This window comes from Paraburkholderia nodosa (assembly GCF_001718195.1).
GTDB classification, from domain to species: domain Bacteria; phylum Pseudomonadota; class Gammaproteobacteria; order Burkholderiales; family Burkholderiaceae; genus Paraburkholderia; species Paraburkholderia nodosa_A.
The window spans coordinates 1-12,589 of record NZ_MCNV01000026.1 but is presented as its reverse complement, the minus strand read 5'-3'; the positions used below and the strand labels follow the sequence as shown (position 1 = coordinate 12,589).

7 protein-coding genes are annotated in these 12,589 nt (G+C 64.8%); 3 read left to right on the top strand and 4 right to left on the bottom strand.

Annotation, left to right across the window (positions count from 1 at the left end):
• Positions 1 to 30: 30 nt before the first annotated feature.
• The 4 genes from BFD71_RS31085 to fixL all read right to left on the bottom strand — a co-directional run bounded on the left by BFD71_RS31085 (position 31) and on the right by fixL (position 6,602).
• Entirely contained in the window at positions 31 to 2,130 is a 2,100-nt protein-coding gene (locus BFD71_RS31085) for a M3 family metallopeptidase (protein WP_069268139.1), read from the bottom strand.
• A 245-nt stretch (positions 2,131 to 2,375) separates the two neighbouring features.
• Positions 2,376 to 3,230, bottom strand: coding sequence for a bifunctional methylenetetrahydrofolate dehydrogenase/methenyltetrahydrofolate cyclohydrolase FolD (gene folD, locus BFD71_RS31080; protein ID WP_069268138.1), 855 nt, complete (start codon positions 3,228 to 3,230; stop codon positions 2,376 to 2,378).
• 214 nt (positions 3,231 to 3,444) lie between these two features.
• The gene (gene fixJ / locus BFD71_RS31075; protein WP_028204187.1) at positions 3,445 to 4,092 is read right to left on the bottom strand and encodes an oxygen response regulator transcription factor FixJ; all 648 of its coding nucleotides are present in this window, start codon (positions 4,090 to 4,092) and stop codon (positions 3,445 to 3,447) included.
• Positions 4,089 to 6,602, bottom strand: a complete 2,514-nt coding sequence (gene fixL / locus BFD71_RS31070; RefSeq protein WP_069268137.1) for an oxygen sensor histidine kinase FixL — start codon at positions 6,600 to 6,602, stop codon at positions 4,089 to 4,091. The genes fixJ and fixL overlap by 4 nt, the downstream gene beginning before the upstream one ends.
• A gap of 295 nt (positions 6,603 to 6,897) precedes the next feature.
• Between fixL and aceE the strand changes: the two genes are divergently transcribed.
• From aceE to BFD71_RS31055, 3 genes are all read left to right on the top strand, one after another.
• On the top strand, positions 6,898 to 9,594 hold the full coding sequence (gene aceE / locus BFD71_RS31065; protein WP_069268136.1) for a pyruvate dehydrogenase (acetyl-transferring), homodimeric type: 2,697 nt from the start codon (positions 6,898 to 6,900) through the stop codon (positions 9,592 to 9,594).
• 78 nt (positions 9,595 to 9,672) lie between these two features.
• The gene (gene aceF, locus BFD71_RS31060; protein WP_069268135.1) at positions 9,673 to 11,343 is read left to right on the top strand and encodes a dihydrolipoyllysine-residue acetyltransferase; all 1,671 of its coding nucleotides are present in this window, start codon (positions 9,673 to 9,675) and stop codon (positions 11,341 to 11,343) included.
• A 95-nt stretch (positions 11,344 to 11,438) separates the two neighbouring features.
• Positions 11,439 to 12,589: FAD-dependent oxidoreductase (locus BFD71_RS31055; protein ID WP_141710862.1), on the top strand; the 1,151-nt coding region annotated here is incomplete at its 3' end.

Here is a 12,589-nt window from a genome sequence, read left to right as displayed (position 1 = left end):
GTTCGGATCGCTTACGAGCGAGTCACGCGTTCACTGCCGTGCCGGCGGCTGCTCCATGCCGTTGTGGCGCAGCAGCGCGTCGATGTTCGGCTCGCGGCCGCGGAAGGCCTTGAACGATTCCATCGCCGGGCGGCTGCCGCCCACTTCCAGAATTTCCTTGCGGTAGCGCGTGCCGGTCGCTTCGTCGAGCACGCTCGACTTCGCGGCCTGCGCGGCTTCCTCGAAGGCCGCATAGGCATCGGCGGAAAGCACTTCGGCCCACTTGTAGCTGTAATAGCCGGCCGCGTAGCCGCCCGCGAAGATGTGGCTGAACGTGTTCGGCCAGCGCGAGAACGATGCCTGCGGAATGACGTGGTAGCGCTCGTTGATCTCGCGTGCGAGGTCGTTCGCGCTCTTGCCCTTCGAAGCGTCGAAGTCCACGTGCAGCGCCATGTCGAACATCGAGAACACGATCTGGCGCAGCGTGCCGAGACCGCTCTGGAAGTTCTTCGCGGCGAGCATCTTGTCGAAGAGTTCGCGCGGCAGCGGCTTGGCCGTCTCGACATGCGAGCTCATTTCGCGCACCACGTCCCATTCCCAGCAGAAGTTTTCCATGAACTGCGAGGGCAATTCGACGGCATCCCACTCCACGCCGTTGATGCCCGACACGCCCAGTTCGTCCACACGCGTGAGCATGTGGTGCAGGCCGTGGCCGAACTCGTGGAAGAGCGTAATGACTTCGTCGTGCGTAAAGCACGCAGGGCGGCCGCCCACCGGGGCCGAGAAGTTGCACGTGAGATACGCGACGGGCGTCTGCACGTCGTTGCCTTCGAGCTTGCGGCGCGAGCGGGCGTCGTCCATCCATGCGCCGCCGCGCTTGCCTTCACGTGCATAGAGGTCGAGATAGAACTGCGCGACGAGCGTGCCGTCCGCGTTTTCCACGCGGAAGAAACGCACATCGGGATTCCACACCGGCGCGCTGTCCGGGCGGATGCGCACGCCAAAGAGCGTTTCCGTGACCTTGAACAGGCCCTGCAGCACGAAGTCTTCGGGGAAGTACTGCTTCACTTCGTTTTCCGAGAACGAATAGCGCTTCTGGCGCAGACGCTCGGCGGCGAACGCCATGTCCCACGGCTCGATCTGCGTGAGGCCCAGTTCGCTCGCGGCGAATTCGCGCAGTTCTTCCCAGTCCTTTTCGGCGTGCGGGCGCGCGCGCGTGGCGAGGTCTTCGAGGAAGCTCATCACCTGAGCCGGCGTTTCCGCCATCTTCGGCGTGAGCGAGACTTCGGCGAAGTTGTTGTAGCCGAGCATCTTCGCTTCTTCGGCGCGCAGCTTCAGTTGCTCCTCGATGATCGCTGTGTTGTCCCATTCGGCGTTGCCGCCGCCGTAGACGGGGCCAAGTTCGGACGCGCGCGTGACGTAGGCGCGGTACATCGTCTCGCGCATCGCGCGGTTTTCCGAGTACTGCAGCACCGGGAAGTACGAGGGGAAATGCAGCGTGAACTTCCAGCCTTCCTTGTTCTCGCGTTCGGCGGCTTCGCGCGCGGCGGCGATCGCGTCCTCGGGCAGGCCCGCGAGTTCGGCTTCACTGGTAGCGTAGAACGCGTAGCCGTTGGTCGCGTCGAGCACGTGGTCGGAGAAGGCTTTGGCGAGCGCGGCCTGGCGCTCCTGCAGTTCGGCGAAGCGCGGCTTCTGGTCTTCGGGCAATTCCGCCCCGGAGAGGCGGAAGTCGCGCAGCGAATTGTCGAGGATCTTCTTGCGCTCGCCCGAGAGCAGCTCGAACGAGTTGTGATTCGTGATGGCCTTGTACTTCTTGAAAAGCTCCAGATTCTGGCCGACGCTCGACCAGAATTCGGTCACGCGCGGCAGGTTCTCGCCGTGGGCCGCACGTAGTTCTGGCGTATCGGCGACGGCGTTCAGGTGGCCGACCACGCCCCAGGCGCGCGAAAGCGGCTCGCTGGCGCGCTCGACCGGTTCGACCACGTCGCTCCACTGCGCGGGCGTCATGGGTTGCGCGGCGCGCTCGACCGCGGCCTTCGCGTTCGCGAGCAGGACGTCGAGCGCGGGCGTCACGTGCTCGGGGCGGATTTCGCCGAAGCGCGGCAGTCCGGTGAAGTCGAGGAGCGGATTGTCGGAGGGGGTAGTAGCCATGATGCTTCCTGTTCCTGTCTGTCGCGGGTTAGGGGACCGGGGCGCGGCACGCGCGCCCGATAGCCAGAGTATTGGGGCGCCAGGCGCGCTTTCCAACCGGGTTATCCGAGCAAATTAACAGATGTCGGGGGGCGGTGGCGCAATCGCGGCTGTCGCCGTGCGAGCGGGCGGCGCCGCAAAAAAGAAAGCGGCCCGTGAGGGGCCGCTTCGGGAACGTCATGCTGTCACGCGTCGTCGCGTGTTGCTTACGCGCCTGCCGCGCGCTCCGCCGCTTCGATCGTGTTCACGAGCAGCATCGTGATGGTCATCGGGCCGACGCCGCCCGGCACCGGCGTGATGAAGCCGGCCACGTCCTTCAGGCCCGCGAAATCGACGTCGCCGCAGAGCTTGCCGTTGTCGTCGCGGTTCATGCCCACGTCGATCACGGTCGCGCCGGCCTTCACCATGTCGGCGGTCAGCACGTTGCGCTTGCCCACCGCGGCGACCACGATATCGGCGTCGCGCGTGTGCTTCGCGAGGTCGCGCGTCTTGCTGTGGCAGATCGTGACGGTCGCACCCTTTTCGAGCAGCAGGAGCGCCATCGGCTTGCCGACGATATTCGAGCGGCCGATCACCACGGCATTCGCGCCTTCGAGCGGGATCCTGTATTCCTCGAACATCTTCATCACGCCATAGGGCGTGCAGGGGCGAAAGAGCGGCTGGCCCGTCATGAGCGCGCCCGCGTTGGCGACGTGAAAGCCGTCCACGTCCTTCTCGGGCGCGATGGCCTCGATCACCTTGTGGCTGTCGATGTGCTTCGGCAGCGGCAACTGCACGAGAATGCCGTTGATCTTCGGGTCGCGGTTCAACTCGTCGATGCGCTTGAGCAGGTCGGCTTCGGAAAGCGACGCGGCATAGCGGTCGTACGACGAGTAGAGGCCGTTGTCTTCGCAGGCCTTGATCTTGTTGCGCACGTAGACTTCGCTCGCCGGATTGTCGCCGACCAGCACGACGGCGAGTCCCGGCTGATGGCCGCGGGCGCTGAGGGCGGCGGCGCGCATGGCGACTTCCGCACGCAGTTTCTTGGAGAGGGCGTTGCCGTCGATGATAGTGGCAGTCATGGTCGGTCGGGGTCGAGAGTGGGCAATGCGGGCTCGTGTAGGCGCGAGCGCTGGCGCGCGTGGGGCGGGCGCCATTCGAAGGCCGACATTATACCCGCGCGGCGGGCGTGCTCCGGCCTGACTGGACGATGGGCGAGGGAAGAGGGTCGCGGCGAGACGCCGCCGGCAGCATTCGCGCGGCGTGGCGCGCGAATGCTGCCGGAGAAAGACGCGCTTACTGCTGCGCCTGTTGCGGCTTGTTGGAGAGCGCGAGACGCAGCAGGTCGGCGACCGTGTTGACGTTGAGCTTCTCCATGATGTTGGCGCGGTGCGCCTCCACCGTCTTGATGCTGATCCCGAGGTCGTCGGCGATCTGCTTGTTCAGGCGGCCCGCGATGATGCGCTCGAGCACCTGGTGCTCGCGCGCCGTGAGCTTGCCGAGGCGTTCGGCGGCCGCGCGCTGTTGCTGCACGTTGCTGCTTTCGTTGCGCGCCTTGTCGAGCATGCGCTCCACCAGCTTGCGCAGTTCGGCTTCGTCGAAGGGCTTCTCGATGAAGTCCATCGCGCCCTTCTTCATGGTCGAGACGGCCATCGGCACGTCGCCGTGGCCCGTCACGAAGATGATCGGCAGCGAGGCGTTTTCCGCGATCAGGCGTTCCTGCAGTTCGAGGCCGCTCATGCCCTGCATGCGCACGTCCAGAATCATGCAGGCGATCTGGCCAGCCTGTTGCGCCGGCTGGTATGACTCGAGGAACTCCTCCGCGCTATTGAAACACTGGACGCGGTAGCCGTTCGCTTCGAGGAGCCAACGCAGGGAGTCTCGTACGGCCTCGTCGTCATCGACAACAAAGACGGTTTCCTGGGTGGTGACTGGGCTGTTCATGACTCTCCCGTAACGGTTTGTGGAGTCGGTTCGTCGGTGTTCCGCGAGAGGGTGTCCGATTCGCCGATAGGCAGACTGCAATGGAACGTTGCGCCGCTGATGTGGCCGTCGGATTCGACGTTGTTGACCACCCAGAGACGCCCGCGGTGCGATTCGATAATGGAGCGGCAGATGTTCAGGCCCATGCCCATGCCGTCCGATTTGGTGCTGTAAAAAGGCTCGAAGAGGCGCTCGGCCGTGGCTTCGTCGACGCCGGGGCCCTGATCGACCACGCTGATGCAGACGTTGCCGCCTTCGCGCTTCACGATCACGCGGATCACCGGGTCGATCGCATTCGGGCGCGCTTCGGCCATGGCTTCCGCGGCGTTCTTCAAGAGGTTGACGAGCACCTGTTCGATCAGCACTGGATCGACGTAGATCACGGGCATGCGCGAGCGCATGTCGGTCACGATGCGGATGCGGCGCTTGCGCGCCTCGATCTCGGCGAGGCCCACCGCGTCGGCGACGATGTCGGCTACGCGCGTGGCCTGCCGCTTGGGCTCGGAGCGTTTCACAAACTCGCGGATGCGCTTGATGATCATGCCCGCGCGCACGGCTTGCTGCGCCGTTTTCTCGAGCACGGGCAGCAGGTTGTCGGGCGCGGCACGGCCCGACTTCACGAGCGCGACGGTGCCCGAGGCATAGTTGTTGATCGCGGCGAGCGGCTGGTTCAGCTCGTGCGCCAGCGACGAGGCCATTTCGCCCATCGTCATCAGGCGGCTCGTGAACTGGAGCTTTTCGTCCTGCTGGCGAGCCAGTTCCTGCGCCTGCTTGCGCGTGGTGATGTCGGTCGCGATCTGCATCTGCGCGAGGTGGCCGTCCACCCACTGGATGTACTGACGGCGCACTTCGAACCACTTCTGGATGCTCTCGACATAGACCTCCTGCGCGTCCGCCGTGCTCTCGGTGAGCGCGGTGGCGGGCAGGCCGGCGAAGGCGTCGACCATGTCGATCGAATCGGAAGAGGCGCTCGCCGAATCGAAGCCGCCGCCGCCCGCGAGTTCCAGATGGCCGTCCGGGCGGATGCCGAAGAGGTGGCGGTAGTAGCGGTTCGCAAACAACAATTCGGCTTCGTCGGCGGCGAGCACCGAGACGGCGGCGTCGAGGCTTTCCAGCACGGTGGTGAAGCGCTCGTGCGCGGCGGCGAGTTCTTCGCGTGCGCGCTTGGGCTCCGTGATGTCGGTCATCGACGACATCCAGCCAGTCTGGCGGCCCGAGCTGTCGATGAGCGGCGAGACATAGAGGCGCGCATGGAACTGCGAGCCGTCCTTGCGGCGCACGCGCAGTTCGAACCCCGAGGAGGGCGCCTTGCCACGCAGCGTCATGTCGAGCTGGCGCTGCATTTCGGGGTAGGCGTCGCGCGGCCAGTAGGGGAACGGTGCGTTCTTGCCCACGAGGTCGCTTTCGTCCCAGCCGGTCATGCGGCAGAACGCAGGGTTCACGTGCGTGATGCGGCCGTGCATGTCGAGCACGCGCATGCCGATCAGCACCGAGTTTTCCATCGCGCGGCGGAAGAACGCCTCTGCGTAGAGTGCCTGCTGCGCCTCGAAGCGCTGGCGCGTGTGCTTCCAGAGGCTCCAGAGGCTCCACAGCACGAAACACGACAGCCCCGCGACCAGCCACACGAGCGTGTTGTTCGTGAAGTTGGTCATCTGCGGATACGAGTACACGCGTACCGACACGCCCTGGCCGGGCGGATCGAGCGGCAGGTCGTAATAGACGTCGCGCGGCAGGCGCGGGCGCGTCGAGGTCGTGGCGAGCTCGCGGTTGTTCGCGTCGAGGATCGAAATCTTGTACTTGGCCGACAGCTCAGATGGGATGTCGTGCTTCAGGATGCCTTCGACCGAAAACACGGCCGCGATCGACCCAAGAAATTCACGATCGCGGTATACCGGCGTTTGCAGCGTGATGTAGCCGTTACCGACGTCGTCGTAAATAAGCGGCGAATACACCTGGCGGCGCGTGGCGCGCGCCTCGGCGAAAGCGGCCTTCACGGCCTCGTCCATTTGCGCGTCGTTGGGCTTCGCGAGGCGCTGGCCGAAGACCGGCATCGCCGTGTTGGGCCAGCGCGGCGCCTCCTGGCTCGTGTACCAGTTGAGATAGAGGATCTCCGGATGGCCCTGCATGATGTCCGTGGTGGACGTCTGGAAATACTGCGGATCGCTGTGGCCCGCGGCGAGGTCGCGAGCGAGCGCCTGCAGCTGCTCCTGCGCGCCTGTCATGGATAGCCGGATCTGCTGCTGGGCCCATGCGACGTTGCGATAGAGCGTGTCTTCCTGCTGCTGTTGCTCGCGGCGGTTCAGGCTCCACAAGATCAGGCTCATGACGATCAGGAACACGAGGATCGACAGGAGCGGCGTCAGCAAATAGGAATTCGACCACCAGGGTCCGTGGTGCCAGCGAGACGGCGACGACTCGCCGGGCGTTCCGGGCGGCCGCGCCGAGCGTGCGAAAAGCCGTTCGGTCAACATGGCAAGGATTGTAGCTCAGCGTAAGACACGGAAATGCCGCGAAAAAAGGCGTAAATCGCCGATAAACAGGTGCAAACTGGCCGTTATCGGCTCAAGGGCGCGAACGATTAAGCGTGCGCTGCAGCAATTTTTCGCATTATAAAATCGCATCTCGCAATTCGAAAATTTTGTTGCGCGATGGTCAGGGGGGTCATTACAATCGCCCCGAAGCTGCTGCGGTTGGCCCGGTCACGTCTTAAGCGTTGCCGCCCGCATGGTCCGATCAACAGCGTTCCCCTATATTCAGGAGACGAGCATGTCCGCTGTACCCGACGAAGTCCTCAAGTACGTTGCCGCCGACAAGGACGAGGATCCCCAGGAAACCGCCGAATGGCTTGAAGCGCTGGACGGCGTCATTTCGACTGTCGGCCCTGATCGCGCCCACTACCTGATCGAAAAGCAGATCGAATTCGCCCGTGTGCACGGCGAGCATCTGCCGTTCTCGGCGAACACGCCGTACATCAACACGATCCCCGTCGCCAACCAGGCCAGGAACCCGGGCGACCAGGACATCGAACACCGCATCCGCTCGTACACGCGCTGGAACGCCATGGCCATGGTGCTGCGCGCAGGCAAGCACACGAACGTGGGCGGCCACATCGCTTCGTTCGCATCGGCGGCCACGCTCTATGACGTCGGCTACAACCACTTCTGGCGCGCGCCTTCCGCCGAGCATGGCGGCGACCTCGTGTTCGTGCAGGGCCACTCGTCGCCGGGCGTCTACTCGCGCGCGTTCCTGCTCGGCCGCCTGACCGAAAAGCAGCTCGACAACTTCCGCCAGGAAGTGGGCGGCGAGGGCATCTCGTCGTACCCGCACCCGTGGCTCATGCCGGACTTCTGGCAGTTCCCGACCGTCTCGATGGGTCTCGGCCCGATCATGGCGATCTACCAGGCGCGCTTCATGAAGTACCTGCAGGCGCGCGGCATTGCCAAGACCGACGGCCGCAAGGTCTGGGCCTTCCTCGGCGACGGCGAAACGGACGAGCCGGAATCGCTCGGCGCGATCGGCATGGCCGGCCGCGAGCGTCTGGACAACCTCGTGTTCGTCATCAACTGCAACCTGCAGCGCCTCGACGGCCCGGTGCGCGGTAACGGCAAGATCATCCAGGAACTCGAAAGCGAGTTCCGCGGCGCCGGCTGGAACGTCGTCAAGGTCATCTGGGGCAGCCGCTGGGACGCGCTCTTCGCACGCGACAAGTCGGGCGCGCTGATGCGCCGCATGATGGAAGTGGTCGACGGCGAGTACCAGACGTACAAGTCGGAGTCGGGCGCGTTCGTGCGCGAGCACTTCTTCAATACGCCGGAACTGAAGGCGCTGGTCGCCGACTGGTCCGACGACGACATCTGGAACCTGAACCGCGGCGGCCATGACCCGCACAAGATCTACGCGGCATTCCACGAAGCTTCGAACTCGAAGGGCCAGCCGACCGTCATCCTCGCGAAGACGATCAAGGGCTATGGCATGGGCGAAGCCGGCCAGGCCATGAACATCACCCACCAGCAGAAGAAGATGCAGGTGGATCAGCTCAAGAAGTTCCGCGACCAGTTCCGCCTGCCGATCACGGACGAGCAGATCGTCGACGTGCCGTACCTCACGTTCGAAGAAGGCTCGAAGGAACTCGAGTACATGCGCCAGAAGCGCATGGACCTCGGCGGTTATCTCCCGGCTCGCCGCCAGAAGGCCGAGTCGCTGCCGGTGCCGGCGCTCGACGCATTCGAGCCGCTGCTCAAGGGCACGGGCGAAGGCCGCGAGATCTCCACGACGATGGCGTTCGTGCGGATCCTGAACATCCTGCTGAAGGACAAGGCGCTCGGCAAGCGCGTCGTGCCGATCGTGCCGGACGAGTCGCGTACCTTCGGTATGGAAGGCCTGTTCCGCCAGATCGGTATCTGGAATCAGCAAGGCCAGAAGTACGTGCCGGAAGATTCCGACCAGCTGATGTTCTACAAGGAATCGGAAACCGGTCAGATTCTGCAGGAAGGCATCAACGAAGCCGGCGGCATGTCGGACTGGATCGCAGCTGCGACGTCGTACTCGACGCACGGCGAGATCATGATCCCGTTCTACATCTTCTACTCGATGTTCGGCTTCCAGCGTATCGGCGACCTGGCCTGGGCCGCAGGCGACATGCGTTCGCGCGGCTTCCTGCTGGGCGGCACGGCGGGCCGTACGACGCTCAACGGCGAAGGTCTGCAGCACGAAGACGGCCACTCGCTCCTGTGGGCGGCTTCGGTGCCGAACTGCGTGAGCTACGACCCGACGTTCGGCTATGAACTCGCGGTCATCATGCAGGACGGTCTGCGCCGCATGGTGCAGGACCAGGAAGACGTGTTCTATTACGTCACGGTGATGAACGAGAACTACGAGCACCCGGCGATTCCGCAGGGCGAGAGCGTGGCGGCCGACATCATCAAGGGCATGTACTCGTTCCGCAAGGCCGACGCGAACGCCAAGGCGCCGCGCGTTCAGCTGATGGGCGCGGGCACGATCTTCAACGAAGTGATCGCGGCCGCTGACCTGCTGAAGAACGACTGGGGCGTCGAAGCCGATCTCTGGAGCGTGCCGAGCTTCACCGAACTCGCTCGCGAAGGTCATGAAGTCGAGCGCTGGAACCTGCTGCACCCGAGCGAGCCGCGCCGCGAATCGCACGTCGAGAAGCTGCTCAAGGACACGCAAGGTCCGATCATCGCTTCGACCGACTACGTGCGTGCGCTGGTCGACCAGATCCGCGGTCTGGTGCCGCGCAAGTTCGTGGTGCTCGGCACCGACGGCTTCGGCCGTTCGGACACGCGTGAGAAGCTGCGTCACTTCTTCGAAGTCGATCGTTACTGGACCACGGTTGCAGCGCTCAACGCGCTCGCAGACGAAGGCAAGATCGAGCGCAAGGTGGTTGGCGAGGCGATCGCCAAGTACAACCTCGATCCGTCCAAACCCAACCCGATGACCGTCTAACCCATCACCCCTGTGCATGGCATGTGCGCCTCCCCGAAACGGGGAGGCGTGTCGTATGCGGCCCCGGAGACACTAACAATGAGTCAAGCGATCGAAGTCAAGGTGCCGGACATCGGCGATTACAAGGACATTCCTGTGATCGAGGTGCTGGTGAAGGCGGGCGATACCGTCGAAAAAGAGCAGTCCCTCATCACGCTCGAGTCGGACAAGGCGACCATGGACGTGCCGAGCCCGGCGTCGGGCACGGTCAAGGAAGTGAAGGTCAAGGTCGGCGATAACGTGTCGGAAGGCTCGCTCGTGCTGGTGCTGGACGGCGCCGGCGCAGGCGCTGCGCCCGCCGCTCCCGCGCCCGCCGCGAAGGCAGAGAAGGCCGCTCCTGCCGCCGCGCCCGCGCAGGCGGCTGCGCCGGCCCCCGCTGCAGCGCCCGCCGCAAGCGGCGGCGTGCAGTCGGTCAAGGTCCCCGACATCGGCGACTACAAGGACGTACCGGTCATCGAGATCGGCGTGAAGGTCGGCGACCGCGTCGAGAAGGAGCAGTCGCTCGTCACGCTCGAATCGGACAAGGCGACGATGGACGTGCCGAGCCCCGTGGCCGGCGTCGTCAAGGAAATCAAGGTCAAGGTCGGTGACAACGTGTCGGAAGGCACCGAGATCGTCGTCGTCGAAGCAGAAGGCGCCGTGGCACCCGCCGCCGCACCGGCTGCGAAGCACGTCGAAGAGCCGTCGGACGCGCCCCAGCAAGCGCCGGCCAAGGCTGCCGCCGCAGCGCCTTCGGCACTCGCGCAGGCGCCGATCATTCCGGCAGGCGAAGGCGGCTCGCGTCGTCCGAGCCATGCCTCGCCGTCCGTGCGCAAGTTCGCGCGCGAACTCGGCGTGGACGTTGCCCGTGTCACGGGTACGGGTCCGAAGGGCCGCATCACCCAGGACGACGTCACCGCGTTCGTGAAGGGCGTGATGACGAGCGCGCTCGCAGCGCCGGCCGGCGCCGCAGCCGCACCGGCTGCGGGCGGCGCGGGCCTGAACCTGCTGCCGTGGCCGAAGGTCGACTTCACGAAGTTCGGCCCGATCGACACGCAGCCGCTGTCGCGCATCAAGAAGATCTCCGGCGCGAACCTGCACCGCAACTGGGTCATGATCCCGCACGTCACGAACAACGACGAAGCGGACATCACCGACCTCGAAGCGCTGCGCGTGCAGTTGAACAAGGAAAACGAGAAGGCGGGCGTGAAGTTCACGATGCTCGCGTTCGTCATCAAGGCCTGCGTCGCGGCGCTCAAGAAGTTCCCGGCGTTCAATGCGAGCCTCGACGGCGACAACCTCGTCTTCAAGCAGTACTACCACATCGGTTTTGCCGCCGACACGCCGAACGGCCTCGTCGTTCCGGTGATCCGCGACGCGGACAAGAAGGGCCTCGTCGACATTGCCAAGGAAATGGCCGAGCTCTCGAAGCTCGCGCGCGAAGGCAAGCTCAAGCCGGACCAGATGCAAGGCGGCTGCTTCTCGATCTCGTCGCTCGGCGGCATCGGCGGCACGCATTTCACGCCGATCATCAACGCACCGGAAGTGGCGATCCTCGGCCTGTCGAAGAGCGCGATGAAGCCCGTGTGGGACGGCAAGCAGTTCGTGCCGCGCCTCACGCTGCCGCTGTCGCTCTCGTACGATCACCGCGTGATCGACGGTGCAGCGGCCGCGCGCTTCAACGCGTACCTCGCTTCGATCCTCGGCGATTTCCGCCGCGTGATTCTGTAAAACCGATTTGACCGGCACGCGCTAACGCGCCGCACGTCCACGACGTGCGCGCTGCGGCAGGCGCGGCCGGTCATCCTTTAGGGGTAGGGGACACCATGAGTCTCGTCGAAGTGAAAGTGCCGGATATCGGCGACTTCAAGGACATCGACGTCATCGAAGTCAATATCAAGGCGGGCGATGTCATCGAGAAGGAGCAGACGCTGCTCTCGCTCGAGTCGGACAAGGCCACGATGGAAGTGCCCAGCGACGTCGCGGGCACCGTCAAGGAAGTGAAGATCAAAGCCGGCGACAAGGCTTCGCAGGGCACGGTGATCGCGCTGGTCGAGGCGTCGGAAGGCGCAGCGGCGCCGGCTCCGAAGGCTGAAGCGCCCAAGGCTGCCGAAGCACCGAAGGCGGCTGAAGCACCGAAGGCCGCAGAAGTTTCGAAAACCGCGGCCCCGCAAGCCGGCAGCTTCAGTGGCAGCGCCGATGTCGAATGCGACATGCTCGTGCTCGGCGCGGGCCCCGGCGGCTACTCGGCGGCGTTCCGCTCCGCCGACCTCGGCATGAAGACCGTGCTGGTCGAGCGTTATTCGACGCTCGGCGGCGTGTGCCTGAACGTGGGCTGCATCCCGTCGAAGGCGCTGCTGCACACGGCGCTCGTGATCGACGAAGCTGAAGCGCTCGGCTCGCACGGCATCACGTTCGGCAAGCCGCAAATCGACCTGGACAAGTTGCGCGACTTCAAGTCGGGCGTCGTCAAGAAGCTGACGGGCGGCCTCGCCGGCATGGCGAAGGCGCGCAAGGTCGAAGTCGTGACGGGCGTGGGCGCGTTCCTTGATCCGAACCACATGGAAGTGGTGGGCGAGAACGGCAAGAAGATCGTCAAGTTCAAGCAGGCGATCATCGCTGCGGGTTCGCAGGCCGTGAAACTGCCGTTCATGCCGGAAGATCCGCGCGTGGTCGATTCGACCGGCGCGCTGGAACTGCGTCAGATTCCGCAGAAGATGCTGGTGATCGGCGGCGGCATCATCGGTCTGGAAATGGCCACCGTCTACGCGACGCTCGGCGCGCAGATCGACGTCGTGGAAATGCTCGACGGCCTGATGGCCGGCGCGGACCGCGATCTCGTGAAGGTCTGGGAGAAGTACAACGCGAAGCGCTTCGCGAACGTCATGCTCAAGACCAAAACCACGAACGCCGAGGCGAAGGACGACGGCATCTATGTGTCGTTCGAGGGCGAAAAGGCGCCGGCCGAGCCGCAACG

Bases quoted from the DNA above. Each gene is read 5' to 3' on its own strand.
- BFD71_RS31085 (WP_069268139.1), bottom strand. From the start codon at position 2,130: ATGGCTACTACCCCCTCCGACAATCCGCTCCTCGACTTCACCGGACTG.
- folD (WP_069268138.1), bottom strand. From the start codon at position 3,230: ATGACTGCCACTATCATCGACGGCAACGCCCTCTCCAAGAAACTGCGT.
- fixJ (WP_028204187.1), bottom strand. From the start codon at position 4,092: ATGAACAGCCCAGTCACCACCCAGGAAACCGTCTTTGTTGTCGATGAC.
- fixL (WP_069268137.1), bottom strand. From the start codon at position 6,602: ATGTTGACCGAACGGCTTTTCGCACGCTCGGCGCGGCCGCCCGGAACG.
- aceE (WP_069268136.1), top strand. From the start codon at position 6,898: ATGTCCGCTGTACCCGACGAAGTCCTCAAGTACGTTGCCGCCGACAAG.
- aceF (WP_069268135.1), top strand. From the start codon at position 9,673: ATGAGTCAAGCGATCGAAGTCAAGGTGCCGGACATCGGCGATTACAAG.